Origin of the sequence: Streptomyces boetiae (assembly GCF_031845405.1) — a bacterium.
In the GTDB taxonomy this organism is placed as follows: Bacteria; Actinomycetota; Actinomycetes; order Streptomycetales; family Streptomycetaceae; genus Streptomyces; species Streptomyces boetiae.
The window spans coordinates 1-22,222 of sequence record NZ_JAVREN010000071.1 but is presented as its reverse complement, the minus strand read 5'-3'; the positions used below and the strand labels follow the sequence as shown (position 1 = coordinate 22,222).

At 77.9% G+C, this 22,222-nt stretch carries 10 protein-coding genes and 2 pseudogenes; 5 read left to right on the top strand and 7 right to left on the bottom strand.

Annotation, left to right across the window (positions count from 1 at the left end; genetic code table 11):
- Nucleotides 1-181 precede the first annotated feature (181 nt).
- A pseudogene (locus tag RM780_RS26335) lies at nt 182-442 on the bottom strand (DoxX family protein); the annotation flags it as partial.
- Between the two features lie 407 nt (nt 443-849).
- Between RM780_RS26335 and RM780_RS26330 the strand changes: the two are divergent.
- Nucleotides 850-1,761, top strand: a complete 912-nt coding sequence (locus tag RM780_RS26330) for an alpha/beta hydrolase family protein (protein ID WP_311633407.1) — start codon at nt 850-852, stop codon at nt 1,759-1,761.
- 94 nt (nt 1,762-1,855) lie between these two features.
- Here the strand turns inward: RM780_RS26330 and RM780_RS26325 are convergent, their stop codons facing one another.
- Together RM780_RS26325 and RM780_RS26320 are read right to left on the bottom strand one after the other, a co-directional pair.
- Entirely contained in the window at nt 1,856-2,845 is a 990-nt protein-coding gene (locus RM780_RS26325) for an AurF N-oxygenase family protein (RefSeq protein ID WP_311633406.1), read from the bottom strand.
- Between the two features lie 447 nt (nt 2,846-3,292).
- A complete protein-coding gene (locus RM780_RS26320; RefSeq protein WP_311633405.1) occupies nt 3,293-5,560 on the bottom strand; it encodes an ATP-binding protein in 2,268 nt (755 codons plus the stop codon).
- 273 nt (nt 5,561-5,833) lie between these two features.
- On the opposite strand from RM780_RS26320, the gene RM780_RS26315 reads away from it, so the two are divergent.
- The gene (locus tag RM780_RS26315) at nt 5,834-6,628 is read left to right on the top strand and encodes an SAM-dependent methyltransferase (protein WP_311633404.1); all 795 of its coding nucleotides are present in this window, start codon (nt 5,834-5,836) and stop codon (nt 6,626-6,628) included.
- Nucleotides 6,629-6,666: 38 nt separating this feature from the next.
- Here RM780_RS26315 and RM780_RS26310 read toward each other — a convergent pair whose 3' ends face one another.
- A complete protein-coding gene (locus tag RM780_RS26310) occupies nt 6,667-7,362 on the bottom strand; it encodes a hypothetical protein (protein ID WP_311633403.1) in 696 nt (231 codons plus the stop codon).
- A 131-nt stretch (nt 7,363-7,493) separates the two neighbouring features.
- Nucleotides 7,494-8,526: pseudogene (locus RM780_RS26305) on the bottom strand (aminoacyl--tRNA ligase-related protein); the annotation flags it as partial.
- A gap of 292 nt (nt 8,527-8,818) precedes the next feature.
- On the opposite strand from RM780_RS26305, the gene RM780_RS26300 reads away from it, so the two are divergent.
- The gene (locus tag RM780_RS26300; protein WP_311633402.1) at nt 8,819-9,604 is read left to right on the top strand and encodes a sulfite exporter TauE/SafE family protein; all 786 of its coding nucleotides are present in this window, start codon (nt 8,819-8,821) and stop codon (nt 9,602-9,604) included.
- 25 nt (nt 9,605-9,629) lie between these two features.
- Here RM780_RS26300 and RM780_RS26295 read toward each other — a convergent pair whose 3' ends face one another.
- Nucleotides 9,630-9,965, bottom strand: coding sequence for a YnfA family protein (locus RM780_RS26295; protein WP_311633401.1), 336 nt, complete (start codon nt 9,963-9,965; stop codon nt 9,630-9,632).
- Nucleotides 9,966-10,219: 254 nt separating this feature from the next.
- Here RM780_RS26295 and RM780_RS26290 point away from each other — a divergent pair, with 254 nt between their 5' ends.
- Nucleotides 10,220-10,534: a PadR family transcriptional regulator gene (locus tag RM780_RS26290; RefSeq protein WP_311633400.1), complete on the top strand. Its 315-nt coding sequence runs from the start codon at nt 10,220-10,222 to the stop codon at nt 10,532-10,534.
- A 29-nt stretch (nt 10,535-10,563) separates the two neighbouring features.
- Here RM780_RS26290 and RM780_RS26285 read toward each other — a convergent pair whose 3' ends face one another.
- Entirely contained in the window at nt 10,564-11,835 is a 1,272-nt protein-coding gene (locus RM780_RS26285) for an APC family permease (RefSeq protein ID WP_311633399.1), read from the bottom strand.
- A 728-nt stretch (nt 11,836-12,563) separates the two neighbouring features.
- Here RM780_RS26285 and RM780_RS26280 point away from each other — a divergent pair.
- The coding region (locus RM780_RS26280) for a type I polyketide synthase (RefSeq protein ID WP_311633398.1) at nt 12,564-22,222 on the top strand (9,659 nt) is incomplete at its 3' end.

Sequence of the window (22,222 nt, the reverse complement as noted above, 5' to 3'; positions counted from 1 at the left end):
TCGGTCGGCCCGTTTTGCGGCGCCGGTTCCGCCCGGGCCGGGCGGGAGCGGGCGGACCGGCTGCCGAGGGGCGGTGAGGCCGGGCTCAGGCCGGGGCCCCCGTGTCGGGGGCCTGGTAGTGGCTGGGGCGGCCGGGGTGGGGGAGGAGGTGGCCGCGGGGCTCGGCCTCGGCGCGGGGGGGGAGGCCGAGGCCGCCGAGGGTCTCGGAGAGCCCCGCGATCAGGGCCATGGTCCGGCCCGAGGGGTACCCCAGGGAGGAGAAGAACGCGCCGGTGCCGTCGAGGCCGGGGCCGTCGAACCAGCCGAAGAGCTTCTGGGCGCCGTGCGCGGCCATGGACAGGCCGATGGCCAGGCGCAGCACGAGCAGTCCGGCGTCGGCCGCGGCGGGCGTCGCGGCGCGGGGCGCGGCAGGGGCCGCGTCGGGGGCGGGGGCGGGGGGCATGGGGCGCTCCGGCTGGAGGTGGGGGCTGGGGCGTTCGGCGCGCGGCCGGGCCCGCGCCTCGCCCCGACCGTACTGGGTGTCTCGAAGTCCCCGACCGCGAGGAGCCGGCGGTCCTGGGCCGGGTCGGCCCGCTGACGCGGGGGCGCTGACACCCGCGCGGGCTCGGCCGCGCCGGCATCGCGCCGGCGAAGGCACGCCCGGCGGCTGCCGTCCACGGCGCCGTCTTCTCGCACGCGAGTCCCGGGCAGTTACGTGCTTATCGTAAACAGCGTTCGACATTGGCGAACGCGACGGCTCGCCGTAACGTCCCGGTTGCTCGCTTGTCGCGCTCATGGCGCCGGCCCCGGGCCGCGCCCCTCGCGAGAGCGAAGTCCCACTCGGTCCTCGGATGAACACAGGAGTTCTCCATGAGACACCGCACCGCCCGCCGCCTTCGCGGAACCCGGCTGAGGCTCGCCGTCAGCGGCGCCGTCGCCGGGGCCGCCCTCTTCGCCGGGAGCCTGCCCGCCCTGACCGGGAGCGCCGTCGCGGCCGAGGCGACGGCGGACGAGGAGTTCCGGCGCGGCCCGGACCCGACCCTGGCCGCGATCCAGGCCCAGGAGGGGCCGTTCGACTACGCGACGGTCACCGTCCCGGACCGGCCGACCTTCGACGGCGGCACCATCTACTACCCCACCGACACCAGCCAGGGGACCTTCGGCGGGATCGCCATCTCCCCGGGGTACACGGCGGACCAGTCCTCGATCGCCTGGTACGGCCGCACCCTGGCCTCCCACGGCTTCGTCGTCTTCACCATCAACACCGAGAGCGTCTACGACCAGCCCGACTCCCGCGGCCGGCAACTGCTGGACGCGCTGGACTACCTCACCGGCACCAGCTCGGTCCGCGCCCGGGTCGACCCCGGCCGGCTCGCCGTGGCCGGGCACTCCATGGGCGGCGGCGGCGCGCTGCGCGCCTCCTTCCTGCACCCCGGACTCCAGGCCTCCGTGCCGCTGACGCCGTACCACACCTGGAAGAGCTGGTCGAACACCACGGTCCCCACCATGATCTTCGGCTCGGAGAACGACACGGTCACCCCGGTCGGCCAGCACGCCGAGCGGTTCTACGCCAGCCTCGGCGCTCCCGAGCGCGCCTACCTGGAGCTGAACAACGGCACCCACACCACGCCCGTCAGCTTCGACACCACCATCGCGCAGTACACCGTGGCCTGGCTGAAGCTCTATGTCGACAACGACACCCGGTACGAGCGGTTCCTGTGCCCCGCGCCCCCGGCCGGCGGCCCCATCGAGGAGTACCGCAGCACCAACTGCGCCGCCTGACCCGGCACTTCTTCCCCCAGCACCGGCCCGGACGGGAGGCCCACGCCCCGTCCGGGCCGGCTCGTGCCCAGGGGTACGGGCTCGCGGCGAGCCGTCAGGAGGCGGCCGACGGGCGCGCGGCCGGGGCCTCGTCGATGCCCCACCAGCGCCACAGGTGGCGGTTCCAGCGGTTGAGGATGCCGAGTTCGGCCATCAGCTCGCGGACCTTGGCCACCGAGTCGCGGATCTCGGCGCGGGCCTCCGGGGAGTGGTACGCCTCGCGCACGACCTCGCGCGGGATGCGGAAGCGGCGGACCATCGGGCCGGGCGGGGAGAGCATGATCCGCGCCATCGAGCCCATGATGCCGGGGGTGAGCCGGCCCAGGAGGAAGCGGCGGAAGGCGTTCATCCGGGGCACCCGGTGCTTGAGGTAGTGCCGGGCGAAGGAGATGTGCCGGGCCTCCTCGGCGATGTGGATGCGGATGATGCGGTCCTGGAGCGGGTGCTTGATCCGGCCCTCCTTGACGGCCTTGCGCTGCACGTGGTCGATGGGGTCCTCGCCGCCGAGCACGAAGACGAAGAAAAGCTCGGTGCTGATGAGGGGAATCCACGGGGTGACCTGCGCGAGGGCGCTCAGGGCGCGCGGCATGCCGCGCACGGGCAGGCCGGTGCGGTTGACGAACTCCTGGAACATCATGCCGTGATGACACTCCTCGGTCGTCTCGTGGTAGACGTACCGGAATTCGGGGCGGCCGTTGGGCAGGCGGTAGGCGTAGTTGAGGAGCCCGCGCTTGAGGAGGTTCTCGAACTGCAGGCCGATCTTCATGGCCGTGGCCACCCGCCACAGCCCGATCTGCGCCTGGACCTCGACCGGCTGGGACCGGTACCAGGCGGTCGCGCCCAGCCGGTCCTCGGGCGGCAGAATCCAGCGCGGGTCGTCCTTGTCCACGGCGAACGCGGGGTCGTCCCAGGGGATGTCGGCGTACGCCTCCCAGTGCTTCTCCACCGACGCCTTGTTCAGGCGCTCGATGACCTTGAGGTAGGCCGAGCGGTCCCGGACCTGGGCGCGGACCTCCTCGGCGAGTTCGGGCGGGGCTTCGGTCATCTCACGTCTCCTCTGTCGGACGGGACAGGCCGGTCCGGCTCGGAGGCCGGCGCACAGGTGACGGACCGGAGGCGGTCAACAGCGGGGCGCGCCGGGGTCGTTCCGCAGGGGTACGCCCGCGCCTCGAACGCTCGTCCGTGAGCCGTCATGCTCCGACGGTACGAGCCCGGGGCCGCGCGGGCAGCCCGCGCGGCGCATGGCCTTGCTCACGCCGGGAGCGGGGCGGGGCGGCGGCGTGAGCGGGCGGGGTGCCGGGCGTGGAGGGCCGCCGGAGGAGTGAGCCGGGCGTCTTGCCATGACAGCCATGGGGGGAAACCACCTGTCCGCACCCGGCCTCCGTTCCTCCGGCGGCACCCCGAGTCTCCCGCCCGCCAGGGGCGTTGCCATCGGTAGCCGGGAGGGATCGGTGTGCGGATCCCTCCCGGCGAGGGCAGCTCGGTATACGCACTAGGGCGGCGGGATCTGGGTGCGCGAGCTGAGGCCGAGCTTGGCGAGGATGTGCTCGACGTGGCTGTCGGCCGTGCGCTTGGAGATGACCAGGCGTTCGGCGATCTCCCGGTTGGACAGGCCGCGGGCGACGAGGGCGGCGACCTCCCGCTCGCGCGGGGTGAGGGCGTTCTCCGCCCCCGGCCGCCCGCGGCGGGCGTGCGGGAGGGCGGCGGGGGGCTGGGTCTCGGAGCGCGCCATCTCCTGGATCTCCTCGTCCGACATCCCGGCGCCGGCCCGGTGCCAGCGGGCGAAGTCCTCCTCGCCGAGCGCGGAGCGGACGGCCGCGCGGGCCGCCTCGTGCTGTTCGAGGAGGCTGGGGAGCATGGCGACGGGGTCGCCGTGCAGCTGGCGGGCGTTCTCCGCGAAGCCGAGCAGGCAGGCGGCCCGCGCCCACTCGCGGCGGCGTGCCGCGTGCCAGGACAGCAGGAGGCAGGCCAGGGCGGCGATGAGGACCTCGCCGATCTCGGCGGCGCCGTCCAGGCCCCGGCGGGCGGCCTGCGCGCCGCCGTCGTGGTCCCCCGAGAGCCAGCGGATCGCGGCCAGGACCACCAGGGTGGAGGCGCGCAACTGGACCTCGCCGGTGCCCTCGAGAAACGCCAGGCCCGTGGCGCACAGCTCCAGCGCGCCCGCCGTGTCGCCCAGGACGGCCCGCAGCAGGGCGGCCTCGTGGTGGACCACGGCGATGCCCAGGCCGTCCCCGGCCGCCAGGATCGCCTGCCGGCCGGCCTCCAGCCGGGCCAGCCCCGCCTCGAAGTCCCCGCCCAGGGCGGCCATCGCGCCCAGGTAGGGGTCGGTGAACAGCGCGACCCGCTCCTCCCCCACGCGCAGCGCGACCTCACGGGCCAGGGAGAATCGTTCCACCGCGGTGGGCAGGTCCGCGGTCCACACGGCGGAGACGCCGGTCATGAACAGCCCCCACGCCCGCTCGGGGCAGTCCTCGGGGACCAGGGACAGACCCTTGTCGATCCAGGAGCGCCCCTCGGCCATCGTGCCGGCCGCCCGCCAGAACGGCGCCAGCTGCGCCGCCAGCCACAGCCCCCCGGCGGCCCGCCCGGGGTCCGCGAAGGCGTGGGCCAGGGCGGCGCGCACGTCGGCGATCTGGGTCCGCAGGGCGCGGTGCAGCCCCGCCTGCGCCGGGGTCAGCAGCTCGTCCCAGAAGCGCGCGCCCAGCTCCCGGTAGTGCGCCAGGTGCCGCTCGCGCACGGCCTCCGCGTCGCCGTCGCGCTCCATCTGCTCGGCCCCGAACTCGCGGATCGTGTCCAGCATCCGATAGCGGGCCTCGGGGCCCTCCTCGCGCAGGAGTACCGACTTGTCGACCAGGCCGACCAGCGCTTCGAGCACCTCCGCGCGCGGCAGGTCCCCGCCTGCGCAGACCCCTTCGGCCACGGACAGTTCGAAGGAGCCGGCGAAGACCGCCAGGCGCGCCCACAGCAGCCGCTCCTTCGGGGTGCACAGCTCGTAGGACCAGCCGATGGCCGTGCGCAGCGTCTGGTGCCGGGGCCGGGCGCCGCGCCGGCCGCCGGTGAGCACCTCGAAGCGCTGGTCCAGGCGGCGGGCCAGCTCCGCGAGGGGGACCGCGCGCAGCCGGACGGCGGCCAGCTCCAGGGCCAGCGGGATGCCGTCCAGGCGCTCGACCAGGGCGGCGAGCAGGCGGCGGTTGGCCTCGGTGGCGGCGAAGCCGGGCGCGGCCTCGGCGGCGCGCTGGGCGAACAGCTCCAGCGCGTCCTCGCGGGCCAGGGGCGCGATGGGCAGGAGCTGTTCGCCCGGCACGTCCAGGGGCTGTCTGCTGGTGGCCAGGACGCTGACCTGCTCGGCCTCCCCGAGCAGGACGTCGCACAGCGCCGCGCAGGCGTCGGCCAGGTGCTCGCAGGTGTCCAGGACCAGGAGCACGCGCCGCTCGCGGACGTGCGTGACCACCGCGTCCAGCGCGGAGAGGCCCGGCTGGTCGGGGAGGCCGAAGACCGCGGCCAGGGCCTCGGGCAGCAGGTGAGGGTCGCGCAGGGCCGAGAGCTGCACCAGCCGCACCCCGTCGGGGAAACGATCCCGCTGGGCCGCCGCGGCGCGCAGCGCGGTCCGGCTCTTGCCGACGCCCCCGGGCCCGCACAGGGTCACCAGCCTGCCGCGCCGCAATCCTTCGCGGACGCGGGCCAGTTCCTCCGCCCGCCCGACGAAGCTCGTGCGCTCCGAGGGCAGCGTCCCGCCCCGCTGCGCGAACATGATTCCCACACGACCCCTTCCGCCACGGCCGTCCCGGCCGTCCGTCGGCCGCCGCCCCGCCGACGACGGCCCCACCCCCAGCGTTTACCAGGGGCGACGGCGCAGGGTGGCAACGGCGGGCGACGTTCACCTGATCGTGGCAGAGAGGCGGGGCGGACCGGGGCGTCGGATGTCCCAACGGGCGGGTAACGGAAGGGGGTTGACGTGCCCGGACGGTAGGCGGGAGGCGGGCGGGCGGTCATGATGTCTCTTGCTTTCCGGAACCGACGGTGGGGAGATACCGTGACCAGCGACCGCCCCGTGCCCGGCGTCGACGCCGAGGTGCCGCACTCGGCCCGCGTGTGGAACTACTGGCTGGGCGGCAAGGACAACTACGCCTCCGACCGCCGCGTCGGGGACGAGTTCCGCGCCGTCTTCCCCGGCATCGACGTCCTCGCCCGCGCCTCGCGGTACTTCCTGGCCCGCGCGGTGCGGTACCTGGCGGGCGAGGCGGGCATCCGCCAGTTCCTGGACATCGGCACCGGGCTCCCCACGGCCGACAACACGCACGAGATCGCGCAGCGGGTCGCCCCCGACTCCCGGGTGGTCTACGTCGACAACGACCCGCTGATCCTCCTCCACGCCCGCGCGCTGCTGACCAGCACCCCGCAGGGCGTCACCGAGTACCTGGACGCCGACCTCCACGACCCGGCCGGGGTGCTGCGCCAGGCCGCCGGAACGCTGGACCTGCGCCGGCCCGTGGCGTTGACGCTGATGCAGACGCTGGGCCACGTCGCCGACCTGGAGGAGGCCCGCGCCATCGTCCGCGGATTCCTGGACCTCCTCCCCTCCGGCAGCTACCTGGCCCTGAACGACAGCGTGACCACGCACCGGGAGAACGCGGAGGCCACCCGCATCTACAACGAGAGCGGCGCGCTGCCCTACCACCTGCGGCCCCCGGAGGAGATCGCGAGCTTCTTCGAGGGCCTGGAGCCGGTGCCGCCGGGCGTGGTGCCGATCGCCACCTGGCGCCCGGACGTGGAGGACACGGACGCGACCCGGGGCGCCGCGTGGGGCGGGGTGGGCCGCAAGCCCTGAAGCGGCCGGCCGGCGGCCAGTGGTCGGGGAGGCGGCGGTCAGCCGGCCGTCGCCTCCCAGTGGATGTAGACGGGTCCCGCGTCCAGGGGCGCGCCGACGATGAGAGTGCGCAGCTCGGCCGAGCCCTCCTCGGTGCACGCGAACGCGACGACCAGCGCCGGGCGTTCGTCCTGACCCGCGTCGACCTTGCCCTGGTCGCTCGCGACGCGGGCGGCGAAGGCCTCCCCCGTCTCCCGCGCGGTCTCGGCCTTCAGCTCGACCGTGATCGCGTCGCCGATCAGCAGGTCGCCGCGCTGGGCACGCTTCGCCTGGCCGGGGTAGGGGTTCTGGCGGGCGAGGCCGAGGTCCGGGTCGTGCTCGCTCAGCCACAGGTACAGCTCGACCTCCAGCCAGACCTCCCAGCCGCCGTCGCTGGCGTAGGCGGCCCTGACCCGGGCGTCGTTGGCCCTCGCCCACGCGGAGGCGCCGCGGACGAACCGCTTGATCAGCTCGTCCAGGTCCGGCTGGGAGGCGGAGGCGTCCGAGTCCTCGTCGCCCGGCTCGGTGCGCCGCCGCTTGGGCGCCGGGCCGCCCTCGCCGTCGTCCCCGTCCTCCTCGCTGTCCTGCCGCTTCCGCTTGCCGGTGACGGCGGGCGCCTCCTCCTCGTCGTCCGGCTCGTCGGGCTCCTCGGGCTCGAACTCGCTGCCGGAACTCTGCTGCGAGTCGGCCATCCCCTCGTAGTAACCGCGGTCCATTCCTGCCCCCTTCGTTGCCGGTCCCGGGCATCGTGAAGGCGTTGTGCAGAAAAGGTAACGGCGCTTTCCGGCCGGATTCCGGCCCCGGCGGGACGGGCCGGCCCTCAGGGCGCCGCGCCGTCCTCCCACAGGGCGGTGGTGCGGGTGGCTACGAGGGCGGCGGGGCGGCCAACGGCCTCGGCGGCCGGGAGGGCGGCCACCTGCACGGGGGCCAGCCAGGCGGGGAGCGCGCCGCCGTGGCGTTCGATCAGGTGGGCCACGGCGCGCTCCACGCTGCCGATGACGCTGCGGTGGACCATCACCGGGCGGTGCCGGGCGCCGTCGGGGCCGGTGTAGCGCAGGCCGAAACGCTCCGGCTGGTGCAGGTCGACCTGCACGGTGGACAGGGTGGACTCGCGGCTCGGCGCGGTCGGCCACCTGCACGTCGATCCTGGGCCCGTAGAACGCCGCCTCGCCCTCCGCCGCCTCGTAGGGCAGGCCGCAGCGCTCCAGGGCCTCGATGAGCAGGGCGGTGGAACGCCGCCACAGCTCGGGCTCCGCGACGTACTTGCCGCCGGGACCGGGCAGGGAGAGGCGGTGGCGGGCCGCCTCGATGCCCATCGCCCGGTAGGCGTCGCGGATGAGGGCCAGCGCCCCGGCCGCCTCGTCCGCGACCTGGCCGGGGGCGCAGAAGATGTGGGCGTCGTTGAGGTGGATGGCCCGCACGCGGGTCAGGCCGCCCAGCACCCCGGACAGCTCCGGGCGGAACATGCCGCCCGACTCGGCGAGGCGCAGCGGCAGTTCGCGGTGGCTGCGGGCCCGGGAGCGGTAGATCAGGGCGTGGTGCGGGCACAGGCTGGGGCGCAGCACGAGCTGCTCGCCGCCGACGGCCATCGGCGGGAACATCGCGTCGTCGTAGTGGGTCCAGTGCCCGGAGAGCTCGTACAGCTCGCGCTTGCCGAGGACGGGCGAGGAGACGTGTCGGTAGCCGGCGCGCCGTTCGGCCTCGCGGACGTACTCCTCCAGGGCGTGGCGGACGGTGGCGCCGTCCGGGAGCCAGTAGGGCAGCCCGGCCCCGATCAGGGGGTCGGTGCCGAACAGGCCGAGCGCGCGGCCGAGCCTGCGGTGGTCGTGATCGTGGTCGGTGGGCGTGGGCGTGGGCGGGGTCGTGGGCGGGGTGCGCATCGGCGTCGGCGTCGGCGGGGTGGGGGTGGCGATCCGTGCACGGTGCTCTCCTCGCGGAGGCCCGCGGCGGGCCGGCCCCGGCACGCACGGCGAAGCCCCGGGGTGCTCGCCCCGGGGCTTCGGATCAGGTCGTCTGTCAGCGCGCCGGGAGATGCTCCGGCGTCGTCGTGAGCTGGGCGCGCTGCATGCCGGCCAGCGTACTGCGGCGCCCCCGCGCGGGGGGAACGCTTCTGGCGGGCCGGGCGCGCGGCGGGCGTCGATACTGGTGCGGCGCGGGAAGGGCGGTGGCGAGGTGGACGGCTGGATACTGCTCGGCGGGGTCGCCGCCGGTTTTCTGCTCGCCGCCGTCACCACGCCCGTCGGGGTGTCCGGGGCGGTCTTCCTCCTTCCGGTGCAGCTGAGCGTGCTGGGCGTGCCGAATCCGGCGGTGACGCCGACGAACCTGCTGTTCAACGTCGTGGCCGTGCCCGGGGCCCTGTGGCGCTACCGGCGCGGGGGCGCGCTGCGCGGGGAGCTGACGCGGCGGCTGGTGACCGGGACGCTGCCCGGGGTGGCCGTGGGCGCGGCCGTGCGGGTGTTCGCGCTGCCGGGTCCGGCAGCGTTCCGGCTGCTGATCGCGGCGCTGCTGCTGCCTTTGGGCCTGTGGCTGTGCGCGCGCGCCCTCGCGCCGGCCCGCGAGCTGCCGGAGGCGGCCGAGCCCTCGGCGCGGGCCCTGACCGGGCTGGCCCTGGCGGTCGGGGCGGTCGGCGGCCTGTACGGAATCGGCGGGGGCTCCCTCGTCGGGCCGCTCCTGGCGGGGAGGGGGCTGCCGGTGGCGCGGGTGGCCCCGGCGGCACTGGCGGTGACGTTCGTGACCTCGGTCGCCGGGGCGACTGCCTTCGCGCTGCTGTCGCTGGTGAGCGCGGGGGACGTGGCGCCGGAGTGGTGGCTGGGCCTGGCCTGCGGGGCGGGCGGGCTGGCCGGCGGCTACCTCGGGGCCCGCCTCCAGCCGCGCCTGCCGGAGCGGGCGCTGCGGCTGCTGCTCGGCGCGCTGGCCGCGGGCCTCGGCCTGCTGTACGCCGCGCAGGCCCTGGCCTGAGCCGGAGCGCCGCCGCACCCGGGGGTCACTGCCCGCGCGGGGCGTACATGATCACGGCCATGCCGGCCAGGCAGACGGCGGCGCCGATCAGGTCGTAGCGGTCGGGGCGGTAGCCGTCGGCGACCATGCCCCAGGCGAGGGACCCGGCGACGAAGACCCCGCCGTAGGCGGCCAGGACGCGGCCGAAGTTCTCCTCGGTCTGGAGGGTGGCGACGGCCCCGTAGAGGCCGAGGGCGACGGCCCCGGCGCCCACGAAGATCCAGCCGCGGTGCTCGCGGAGGCCCTGCCAGATCAGCCAGGCACCTCCGATCTCGAACAGGGCGGCGACGGCGAACAGGGCGGCGGATCGGGCGACGAGCACGGCGGGACGGTCCTTCGGCGGCGGGAGGCGGGCGGGGCTGCGAGGCGCCCCGGGTCGGCGGGGCGTTCACGTCCCGACGGTAAGCCGGGGCGCGGAGCGGGGGTCGGGCCGCTGGCCGGGAGGGGAAGGAAAGGTGAAGGGAAGCCGGGCCGCGCGGCTGATGGCCCCGGCCGGCGGCGGCCGGGGCGGCGAGGTGACGCGGCGTAGACTCGGGGCCCGATATCGGCCTCGTCACTGTCTGGGGGTGTCCGGCCTTGCGGGAGTTCCAGCGGGGGGCGGTGCGGCTGCACATCCTGCACCACGCGGCCCAGGAGGAGATCCACGGCGCGTGGATGGCCGAGGAGCTGGCCCGGCACGGGTACCGCATCAGCCCCGGCACGCTCTACCCGACGCTGCACCGGCTGGAGTCGGACGGGCTGCTGGTCTCCGAGCAGCGGGTGGTCGGCGGCCGGACCCGCCGCGTGTACCGGGCGACCGAGGCCGGGCGGGCGGCGCTGGCCGAGGACCGGCGGGCGCTGCGGGAGCTGGCGCGCGAGGTGCTGGAGGGCGGGAACGGCCCGGGTGACTGAGGCGCCGGGGCGCTGGCCGCGGGCTGGTCTCAGCGCCGGATGGCGAGCGCGCGGCGCAGGCCGTAGGCCGCGGCGCCCGCCCCCAGGACGGCGGCGCCGGTGAGCACCGCGGACGTGGGCAGGGCGAACGCAAGGATCAGGCAGCCGGCCAGGCCCAGCGCGGGGACGGCGCGCGGGGGGCGGCCCTCCTCGGGGGTCAGCGTCCAGGCCGAGGCGTTGGCCACGGCGTAGTAGACGAGCACTCCGAAGGAGGAGAAGCCGATCGCGCCGCGCAGGTCGGCCGTCGCGGCCAGCGCGGCGACCACGAGGCCGACGGCGAGTCCGGCGCGGTGCGGCACCTGGAACGAGGGGTGCACGGCGGAGAGCGCGTGTGGCAGGTGCCGGTCGCGGGCCATGGCCAGGGTGGTGCGGGAGACGCCGAGGATCAGCGCGAGGAGCGCGCCGAGCGCGGCGAGGGCAGCCCCGGCGCGGACCGCGGGGGCCAGCCAGTCGGCTCCTGCGGCGCGCGCCGCGTCGGCCAGCGGGGCGGCGGCGTCCGCGAGTCGGCCGGGGCCGAGGGCGGAGAGGACGGCGACGGCCACGGCGGCGTAGACGATCAGGGTGATGCCCAGCGCGATGGGGATGGCGCGCGGGATGGTGCGTCGCGGGTCGCGGACCTCCTCGCCGAGGGTGGCGATGCGCGCGTAGCCCGCGAAGGCGAAGAACAGCAGGCCCGCGGCCTGGAGCACCCCGCCGGCGGTGACGTCCGGGCCCGGGCCCTCCCCCTCCGGCGCCGGGCCGACCGCGACGAGGGCGGCGACCACCACGGCGGCGAGGACGGCCAGGACGGCGGCGACGATCGCGCGGGTGACCAGCGCCGACTTGTGCACCCCGGCGTAGGTGACGGCGGTCAGGGCCAGCACGGCGGCCACCGCCACGGCGTGGGCCTGGCCCGGCCACAGGTACCAGCCCGCCGTCAGGGCCATGGCCGCGCAGGAGGCGGTCTTGCCGACGACGAACGCCCAGCCGGCGAGGTAGCCCCAGAAGGGGCCCAGGCGTTCGCGGCCGTAGACATAGGTGCCGCCGGAGGCCGGGTAGCGGGCGGCGAGGCGGGCGGAGGAGGTCGCGTTGCAGTAGGCCACGGCCGCGGCCAGGGCCAGGGCCAGAAGCAGCCAGGAGCCGGCCGCGCGGGCGGCCGGGGCGAGCGCGGCGAAGATCCCGGCGCCGATCATCGAGCCCAGGCCGATCACCACGGCGTCGGCGAGCCCGAGGCGCCGGGTGAGCTGGTCGGGGAGGTCCGCGGGGGTGAGGGACTTGGACATGGGATCTCTCCCGTCGGAGCGTGCCGGCCTCGGTGACGAAGCCCGATATCGGACCACGATATCGGATGCCGATGGTTTGGGGGACCGGCCGCCCGTGCGGTTCAACGCCCGCCACGCCCGCCGGACATGGCGCGGGTCCGCCGCGGCCTCCCCGGTCGGGGCGGGTCGGCGGGCAGCGGGGGCGCCGGGGCCGCGCCGCGCGCCGGGGCGCGGGACGTTCGGCGACGGAGTGGGGCTGCCGCTCCCCCGGCGGCGCACTTGGCGGCGCGCCGGGAAAGCCGGGCGCGGCGGCCCGGAAATGCGCGGAATTGCGCGTTGCAGCGGGCGCAGCTTTCCGCTCCGGCGGGCATTCGCCTCTTCTGTCGCGCCGGTCTTCGAATGACGGACGGAAAGAGCGGGCGCGCGGGAATTCCGTTTCGCGACCCCGGCGGCGGGGGCGCCCGCTTCCGCGACGCGCGGGCCGTGAGCTGGGGAGACGTGACGGCGCGCGGCGTCTCGTCATCCCGGAAAAGTGCGACTCCAGGGCGAGCGAAGTGCGGCTCGCGCCCCGGTTCCGTGGCGGGGCAACAGAATCGTTTCCCTCAATCTTCGGCTTTGACGACTTATTCGGGACACTTCTCTCCGCCGTTTGGACCATCGGATTTTCCGGAAGCCTTTCGTCAGCACTTCCCGACGCGCGCCCTCGGCGGCGCGCGCGCCTCAGGCCGCACCGAGGGGGCGAAGCGAGCGTGCCCGACGACACGAGTGAGCCGGTCCAGGAGCCTGCCGCCCTGCTGCGGCTGCGGCCGGGCGAGCTGCCCTGGGTGCTGTCCGCGCCGGACGACGCCTCGTTGCGCGCCGCCGCCGGGGCGCTGCGGCGGCGCCTGGGCGGCCCGGCCGGGGCGGACCCGACACCGGTCGCGCGGGCCCTGGCCGCCTCGGACCGGGGGGAGGCGTGGCGGGCCGTGCTCTGGGGCGAGGGCGCCGGGGAGGTGCGCGAGGCGCTGGCGCGGCTGGCGGGCGGCGAGGGCGGCCCGGCCGGGCCCGCGGGCTCCCCGGGCGCGGGCCCGGCGTTCCTCTTCCCCGGCCAGGGGCCGCAGTGGGCCGGGATGGCCCTGGGCCTGCGGGACGCCTCCCCGGCCTTCGCGGCGGGCCTGCGGGAGTGCGCCGGGGCGCTGGCCCCGCACGTGGACTGGTCCCTCGACGAGGTGCTGGCCGGGGCGCCGGGCGCGCCGGGGCTGACGGCCGTGGAGGTCGTGCAGCCCGCCCTGTTCGCGGTGATGGCGGCGCTGGCGGGGCTGTGGCGCGCGGCGGGCGTGGAGCCGGCGGCGGTCGCCGGGTACTGCTTCGGGGAGGTGGCCGCGGCGCACGTCGCCGGGGCGCTGACCCTGCCGGAGGCGGCGCTCGTCGTCACCGCGATGGCGCGGGCGCAGGCGGCCGTCGCCGGGCGCGGGGCGATGGCCTCGGTGCTGCTCCCGGAGGCCGAAGCGGCGGCTCGACTGGCCGCCGCGCCGGGGGCGTTGCACCTGGCCGCCGTCACCGGGCCGCGCTCCTGCGTCGTCTCGGGGGCGGCGGAGGAGGTGGACGCGTTCGTGGCGCGCTGCGCCGCGGAGGGGGTGCGGGCCAGGAGGGTGGCGGTGGACGTGGCCGGGCACTCCCCCGGCTTCGACGCGCTGCGGGCGCCGCTGCTGCGGGAGTTGGGCGGCCTGCGCCCGCGCCGCGGCCGGGTCGCCTTCCACTCCTCGCTCACCGGGACGGCGCTGGAGACGACGGCGCTGAACGCCTCGTACTGGTGGCGCCTGCTGCGGCGCACCGCCCGCCTGGACCGGGTCGCGAACGGCCTGCTGGGCGCCGGCCACCGCCTGCTGGTGGAGATCACGCCGCACCCCGTGCTGGCCGCCGGCTTCCAGGACGCCGCGGAGGAGTCGGGCGCCAATGCGACGATCATCCCCTCCCTCCACCGCGGGCCCGGCGAACACCGGCGCTTCACGACGGCTCTGGCGGAGGCATACGCGGCGGGCGCGCAGGTCCGCTGGCCGCGGGTGTTGGGCCCCGCCCCGGCCGCCGCCGCGAACGCTGTCGCCTCCGCCGGGGAGGTTCCGTCCGGCGAAGGCGCCGCCGGCGAGGGTGCTTCCGGGGCGGACGCCTCCGGCGAGGGCCTGCCCGGGGTGGGCGCCTCCGGCGGAGCCGTTACCGGTGCGGATGCCTGCGGCGGGCAAGGTCTGGCCGCCGCGGGCGCCGGTGCGGCCGGTGCCTGCGGCAGCGGCGAGCGCGGTTTTGGGGAGGAGGGGCCCGGCGTTCCCCCGGGCGGCGGTCCCGGTGCGGAGCGCCGGGCGGGGGCGGCGTTGCGGGGGCGGTTGGCCGGGTTGTCGGAGGCGGCGGCCGAGCGGGTCGTGTTGCGGGTGGTGCTGGAGCAGCTGGCGGCGGTGACCGGGGGGCGGCGGGGCGCGGCCGTGAATCCGGGGGTGGCCTTTCGGGAGCTGGGGGTCGACTCAGCCGCCGGGGTTCAGCTGCGGGCGAGGCTGGCGCGCGAGACGGGGCTGCGGCTGCCGGCCGCCCTCGTCTTCGAGGAGCCGACGCCGGCCGCGCTGGCGCGCCGGCTGCTGGCGCTGCTCTCCGGTGAACGGCCGGACCGGAGCGCGCCGGAGGCGCGGGGCGCCGGGGAACTCGTCGCCGTCGTGGCCCTGGGCTGCCGGCTGCCCGGCGGCGTGCGTGCGCCCGAGGACCTGTGGCGGCTGCTGGAGGAGGGGCGGGACGCGGTCGGCGCCTTCCCCGGCGACCGGGGCTGGGACCACCGCGCGCTGCTGGCGCCGGACGCCGAGGGGGCCGCGGCCCGCCCGGGCGCCTACTACCAGGCGCGAGCCGGATTCCTCGACGGCGCGGGCGAGTTCGACGCCGCGTTCTTCGGCATCCCGCCCCGCGAGGCCCTGGCCATGGACCCTCAGCAGCGGCTGCTGCTGACCACCGCCTGGGAGACGCTGGAACGCGCCGGGATCGACCCGACGGCTCTGCGCGGCACGGACGCGGGCGTGTTCGTCGGCGCGATGGACGCCCGGTACGGCCCCGGCTGGCACCGCGCGGGGCGGGAGGTGGCCGGGCACCTGGTGACGGGAAACCTCCCCGCCGTCGCCTCCGGCCGCATCGCCTACGCGCTCGGGCTGCGCGGCCCGGCCGTGACCGTGGACACCGCCTGCTCCGCCTCGCTCGTGGCCCTGCACCTGGCCCGCCGCGCCCTGCTGGCGGGCGAGTGCTCGCTGGCCCTGGCCGGTGGGGCGACCGTGCTGGCCGGGCCGGGGCCGTTCGCCGAGTTCAGCCGGCAGCGGGCGCTGTCCCACGACGGCCGGTGCAAGGCGTTCTCGGAGGCCGCCGACGGCTTCGGCCTGGCCGAGGGCGTCGGCCTGGTGCTGCTGGAGCGGCTGGGCGACGCCCGCCGCAACGGCCACCCCGTGCTGGCCGTCCTGCGCGGCTCGGCCGTCAACCAGGACGGCGCGAGCAACGGCCTCTCCGCGCCCAGCGGCCGGGCCCAGGAGGAGGTCATCCGCCGGGCGCTGGCCGACGCGGGCCTGGGCCCCGGCGACGTGGACCTGGCCGAGGCCCACGGCACCGGCACGCGCCTGGGCGACCCCGTCGAGGCCGGCGCGCTGCTGGCGGTCTACGGGCGGGGGCGCCCGCCGGGCCGCCCGCTGTGGCTGGGCTCGGTGAAGTCCAACCTCGGCCACACGCAGGCCGCCGCCGGGGTCACCGGCGTGATCAAGGCCGTTCTCGCCCTGCGGCACGGGACGATGCCGCGCACCCTGCACGCCGAGCGGCCCGCCGGCGCGGTGGACTGGTCCCCGGGCGGCGTCCGGCTGCTGACGGAGCGGCGCCCCTGGCCGGAGGGGAACGGCCCGCGCCGCGCCGCCGTGTCCTCCTTCGGCATCAGCGGCACCAACGCCCACGTGATCCTGGAGCAGCCGCCCGAGGCCGGGGAAGAGGAGGAGCACCCGGGGGACACGGCCTGGGACGCCGGGGGTCAACCGGCGGACGGCGGCGGGCCGTTCGTCGCCTGGCCGCTGTCCGGGCGCGGCGAGGAGGCGCTGCGCGCGCAGGCCGGGCGGCTGCGCGCCCACCTGGAGGCCGTGCCGGACGCCTCCCCGGCCGGGATCGGGCGCGCGCTGGCGACCACCCGCGCCGCGTTCGAGGACCGGGCGGTGGTGATCGGCCGGGACCGGGCGGCGCTGGCCGGGGGCCTGGCCGCCCTGGAGGGGGGAACGGCCGCCCCGGGGGTCCCCCCGCTCACGGGCGGAGGCGTGGTGCGAGGGCGCGCGCGGGCGCGGGGTCCGGTGGTGTTCGTCTTCCCCGGGCAGGGCGGGCAGTGGCCCGGGATGGCCGCAGGGCTGCTGGAGAGCTCCCCCGTCTTCCGGGAGCGGATCGCCGCCTGCGACGCGGCGCTGGCGGCCTGGGTGGACTGGTCCCTGGAGGACGTGCTGCGCAGGCGGCCCGGCGCGCCGCCGCTGGAGCGGGTGGAGGTGGTGCAGCCCGCGCTGTTCGCCGTCATGGTCGCGCTGGCGGAGGTGTGGCGGGCGCACGGGGTGCGCCCCGACGCGGTCGTGGGTCACTCCCAGGGCGAGATCGCCGCGGCCTGCGTGGCCGGGGCGCTGGCCCTGCCGGACGCCGCGCGCGTCGTGGCCCTGCGCTCCGCGCTGATCGCCCGGGAGGCGTCCGGGCGCGGCGGCATGCTGTCGGCCGCCCTCGGCGCCGCCGAGGCGCGCCGCCGCCTCCAGCCGTGGGAGGGGCGGATCGCGCTGGCCGCCGAGAACGGGCCGCGCTCCGTCGTGCTCAGCGGCGAGCCGCAGGCCCTGGACGCGCTGGCGGCGGCGCTGGAGGCCGAGGGCGTGCGGGCCGCGCGCCTGCCCGTGGACTACGCGGCGCACGGCCCGCAGGTGGAGGCGGTGCGCGGGCCGCTGGCGGAGGCCCTGTCCGGGCTCGCACCGCGCCGGGCCGCGATCCCGCTGTACTCGACGGTGACCGGCGCGCCCGTGGACGGCGAGCGGCTGGACGCCGCGTACTGGGCGGACAACCTCAGGCGGCCGGTGCGGTTCCTCGACGCCGTCCGGCGCCTGCTGGCCGACGAGCACCGGGTGTTCGTCGAGGTGGGGCCGCACCCCGTGCTGACGGCCGCCGTCGAGGCGGCCCGCGAGGAGGCCGCGGAGGAGGGGGTGGTGGTGTGCGGCACGCTGCGGCGGGAGGACGGAGGGCCGCGCCGGATGCTGACCTCCCTGGCGCAACTGCACGTGCGGGGCGTGCCCGTGGACTGGCGGCCCGCCTTCCCCGGGGCTCCGGCGCGGCCCGTGCCCCTGCCGACCTACGCCTTCCGGGAGCGCCGCTTCTGGCTCCCGGCGGAGGACGGCGCGGACGCCCCTACCGCGCCGTCCTCCGCCCCGGCCGACGCGGCGGAGGCCCGGGTGTGGGAGGCGGTGGAGCGCGAGGACGCCGAGGGGCTGGCCGACGCGCTCGGCGCCCCGGGAGCCGAGGCGCTGATCCCGGCCCTGCCCGCGCTGGCGGCCTGGCGGCGCGCGCACCGGCGGCGGGCCGCCGCCCGCCACTGGCGTTACCGCGTCGTCTGGGAGCCGGCCCGCCCCGCGGAGGGCGCCCCCCAACCTCCGCGCGGACACTGGCTGTTGGTGGCCCCGCCTCCCGAGGTAACCCCGGGGGTGGTGGAACGCTGCGCCGCCGCCCTCGCGGAGCTGGGCGGCACGGAGGTGCTGCGGCCCGGGGACGACGCAGGGGAGCCCGGCTCGGCGGCCCAACGCGCCGGACTGGCCGGGGAGTTGCGGCGGACGGCCGGGCGGGGCGCGGCCCCCGTCGGGGTGCTGTCCCTGCTGGCCCTGGACGAGAGGCCGCTGCCGGGCCGCCCGGGGCTGACGGCCGGCGCCGCCCGCACCCTCGCGCTGATCCAGGCGCTGGGCGACGCCGGCATCCCCGCCCCCCTGTGGCTGGTGACGGCGGGCGCGGTGGCCGTGGCCGGGGACGAGGGGGGCGGGCCGAGCCCCGCCCAGGCGATGGCCTGGGGTCTCGGCCGGGTGGCCGGGCTGGAGCACCCCGAGCGCTGGGGCGGCCTGCTCGACCTGCCGCCCGACGCGGCCGGAGGGACCGGCGCGGACCTCGCGCGGGCCCTGTCCCGCTACGGCCCGGAGGACCAACTGGCCCTGCGCGGCGGCCAGGTGCTCGCCCGGCGCCTGGTCCGCGCCCCGCTCCCGGAGGGCCGGGGCGCGGGGCCGGGCCTGCGCGGCGGCGGCACCGCGCTGGTCACCGGCGGCACCGGGGCCCTGGGGGCGCACGTCGCGCGCCGCCTGGCCCGCGAGGGCGCCGAGCGCGTGGTGCTGGTGAGCCGGCGCGGGCCCGACGCGCCGGGCGCCGCCGGGCTGGCCGCCGGCATCGAGGCGCTGGGCGCCCGCGCCCATGTGGCGGCCTGCGACGTCGCCGACCCCGAGGCCCTGGCGGCGCTGGCCGAACGGCTGCGGGAGGAGGGGCCGCCGGTGCGCACCGTCGTGCACGCCGCCGGACTGGCCCCGCTGGTGCCCCTGGCCGGGACGGACGGGGAGCTGCTGGCCGGGACGGTCCGGGCCAAGGTCGCGGGCGCGGCCCACCTGGACGCGCTCTTCCAAGGGCCGGGCGCGCCCGGGGCGTTCGTCCTGTTCTCCTCCATCGCGGGCGTGTGGGGCAGCGCGGACCATGCCGCCTACGGCGCGGCCAACGCCGCCCTGGAGGCCCTGGCCGCCCGCCGCCGCGCCCGGGGCCTGCCCGCGACCTGCGTGGCCTGGGGCATCTGGGACCCGGAGAGCGGCGGCGGCATGGCCGCGGGCCTGGAGAGGGACCGGCTCCTGGCGCGAGGGGTGCGGTTCATGGACCCCGGGGCGGCGCTGGACGCGCTGGCGGACGCGGTGGAGCACGAGGAGACGTCCGTGGCGGTGTGCGACGTGGACTGGGAGCGGTTCGCGCCCGCGTTCGCCGCTGCCCGGCCCCGGCCGTTGCTCGCGGGCGTCCCCGAGGCGCGCGCGCCGGCGGGCCTGGCGGACGCACCGGAGGACGGCCCCGAGGGTCGGACGGCCGCGACCGGTGCGGCGGACGAGGCGGCCGGGGCGCGCGGGCGGCTGGCCGGGCTGCCGCCGGAGCGCAGGGAGCGCGCCCTGCGGGAGCTGGTGCGCGGCCACGCGGCGGCGGCCCTGGGCCACGCCGGCCCCCACCTCCTCGACCCGGACCGGCCGTTCCGCGCCCAGGGCCTCGACTCCGTGACGGCCGTGGACCTGCGCAACCGCCTCGCGGCGGCGACCGGCCTGCGCCTCCCGGTCGGCGTGGTCTTCGACCACCCCACGGTCGCGGAGCTGGCCGGGCGCCTGTCCGCGCTGCTGGCCGGCCCGCCGCCCGCCGCGCCCGCCCCGGCCGTTGCCCCGGAGGCACCCCCCGCACCGGCGGCGAGCCGGGCCGGGGGGGATCCGGTGGCGGTCGTCGCGGCCGGCTGCCGCCTGCCCGGCGGGATCAGGTCGCCCGAGGAGCTGTGGGCCCTGCTCGCCGAGGAGCGCGACGTCATCGGCCCCTTCCCCGCCGACCGCGGCTGGGACCTGGCCGCGCTGCTGTCGGGCGACCCCCGCCGGCCGGGGTTCTCCGCCGTGTCCGAGGGCGGGTTCCTGGCGGACGCCGCCGACTTCGACGCCGGTTTCTTCGGCATCAGCCCGCGCGAGGCGGCGGCGATGGACCCGCAGCAGCGCCTGCTGCTGACCACCGTCTGGGAGACGGCCGAGCGCGCCGGGCTCAACCCTGCCACCCTGCACGGGAGTCGGACCGGGGTGTTCGTCGGCGCCGGGTACCACGGGTACGGCGCCTGGGAGGCGGGCGCGGCGGACGAGGCCGCCGCGGGGCACGTGGTCAGCGGCACGGCGATGAGCGTGGTCTCCGGCCGCGTCGCCTACGCGCTGGGCCTGTCCGGGCCCGCGGTGACGGTGGACACGGCCTGCTCCTCCTCCCTGGTGGCCCTCCACCTGGCGGTGCAGGCCGTGCGGCGCGGCGAGTGCCGGGCGGCCTTCGCGGCGGGGACGACGGTGATCGCCTCTCCGCTGGTGTTCACGGAGTTCAGCCGCCTGGGCGGGCTCGCCGCCGACGGCCGCTGCAAGGCGTTCTCCGAGGCCGCCGACGGCATGGGGCTGGCCGAGGGTGTGGTGGTGCTCCTCCTCCAGCGGCTCTCCGACGCCCGCCGCGAGGGCCGCCGCGTGCTGGCCGTCGTCCGCGGCACGGCGACGAACCAGGACGGCGCGAGCAACGGCCTCACCGCGCCCAGCGGCCCCGCCCAGCAGGCCGTCATCCGGCTGGCGCTGGCGGACGCCGGCCTCGCGCCCGACGAGGTGGACGCCGTGGAGGCGCACGGCACGGGCACGACGCTGGGCGACCCGATCGAAGCGCAGGCGCTGGCGGAGGTCTACGGGCGGCAACGGCCGGACGGCAAGCCGCTGTTGCTGCGCTCGGTCAAGTCCGCCCTGGGCCACACGCAGGCCACCTCGGGCCTGGCGGGCGCGCTCGCCACGGTGCTGGCCCTGCGCCACGGTGCGCTGCCGCGGTCGTTGCACCTCGCGGAGCCCAGCCGGCGCGTGCCCTGGGCCGAGAGCGGCCTGGAGCCTCTGGCCGAGGCCCGGCCCTGGCCGCGCGCGGGCCGCCCGCGCCGGGCGGGCGTCTCCTCCTTCGGCCTCAGCGGGACGAACGCCCACGTCATCCTGGAGGAGGGGCCGGACCTCGCCGCGGACGGGCCGGAGGGGGACGGCGGGCACCCCGGCGTGCAGGAGCGCCACGGGGCAACGCCGGGCCGGGCGTTGCCCTGGGTGGTCTCCGGGCTCGACGGCGCGGCCCTGCGCGCCCAGGCCGCCCGCCTGCACGCGCACCTGACCGGGCGACGCCCCGGGCCGGGCGCGGCTGCGGTGGCGCACGCCCTGGTCGAGACCCGCGCCCACCTGCCCCACCGGGCCGTCGTCCTGGGCCGGGACCGCGAGGCGCTGCTCGCGGGCCTCGCCTCCGTGGCCGCCGGACGGCCGGAGCCCGGGCTGCCCGTGGGCGAGGCCGCGGCCGGGCGCAAGGTGGTGTTCGTCTTCCCTGGCCAGGGCGGGCAGTGGCCGGGGATGGCGGCGGGACTGCTGGAGCGCTCCCCCGCCTTCGCCGAGCGACTGGCGGCCTGCGAACGGGCGTTGACCCCGCTCACCGGCTGGTCGCCGCGCGCCGTGCTGCTCGGGGAGCCGGGCGCCCCGCCGCTGGAGCGGGTGGACGTCGTGCAGCCGGTGCTGTTCGCGGTGATGGTGTCCCTGGCCGCGCTGTGGCGGCTTTACGGCGTCGAGCCGGACGCCGTGACCGGGCACTCCCAGGGCGAGATCGCCGCGGCCTGCGTCGCGGGCGGGCTCTCCCTGGAGGACGCCGCGCGGGTGGTGGCCGTGCGCAGCCGCCTGGTGCGCGAACGGCTCGCCGGGCGCGGGGCGATGGCCTCGGTGGCCCTGCCCGCCGCGGAGGCGCGCCGGCGGCTGGCCGCGCTGGGCGGGGATTTGTCGCTCGCGGCCGTCAACGGGCCCGACTCCGTGGTGCTTTCCGGCGAGCCCGGGGCGCTGGACTCCTTCCTGGCCGCCTGCGCCGCCGAAGGGGTGCGCGCCCGGCGCGTTCCCGTGGACTACGCCTCGCACTCCGCGCAGGTGGAGGAGACCGGCGAGGAGCTGCGCCGGGCGCTGGACGGGATCTGCCCGGCGGCCGGGCACACGGCGCTGTACTCCACGGTCACCGGCGGGCCGCTGGAGACCGGCGCCCTGGACGCGGCGTACTGGGTCCGGAACCTGCGCCGGCCCGTGGAGTTCGCGGCCACCACGCGGCGGCTGCTGGCGGACGGGCACGACCTGTTCGTCGAGGTGAGCCCGCACCCGGTGCTGCTGACGGACGTTCAGGAGGCCATCGACTCGGCCGGGTCCGGGGGCAGCGGCGCGGCGGCGGTGGGCACGCTGCGGCGCGGCGAGGGCGACCCCGAGCGTTTCCTGCGGGCGCTGGGCGAGGCGTACGTGCGCGGCGCGCCGGTCCGCTGGGAGCGGGCCCTGCCCGGCCGCCCGGCGCGCCTGCCCGAACTGCCCACCTATGCCTTCCAGGAGCGGCGGTACTGGCCGAGCCGCCCCGCCCCGGCCGCGGACGGCGGGGACGCCTCAGGGCGGCTGTGGGCGGCGGTGGAGCGGGAGGACGCGGAGGCGCTGGCCGCCGGGCTCGGCGGGGACGCGGCGGCCAGGGCCGAGGCCGCGCGGGCGCTCGGCCCGGCGTTGCCCCTCCTGGCCCGGTTGCGCCGCGAGGACAGCGCCCGCGCTCGCGCCGACGCGTGGCGCTACCGGGTGGCGTGGGTCCCGGCCCCCGAGTCCGCGGC

Bases quoted from the DNA above. Each gene is read 5' to 3' on its own strand.
- RM780_RS26330 (WP_311633407.1), top strand. From the start codon at position 850: ATGAGACACCGCACCGCCCGCCGCCTTCGCGGAACCCGGCTGAGGCTC.
- RM780_RS26325 (WP_311633406.1), bottom strand. From the start codon at position 2,845: ATGACCGAAGCCCCGCCCGAACTCGCCGAGGAGGTCCGCGCCCAGGTC.
- RM780_RS26310 (WP_311633403.1), bottom strand. From the start codon at position 7,362: ATGGACCGCGGTTACTACGAGGGGATGGCCGACTCGCAGCAGAGTTCC.
- RM780_RS26285 (WP_311633399.1), bottom strand. From the start codon at position 11,835: ATGTCCAAGTCCCTCACCCCCGCGGACCTCCCCGACCAGCTCACCCGG.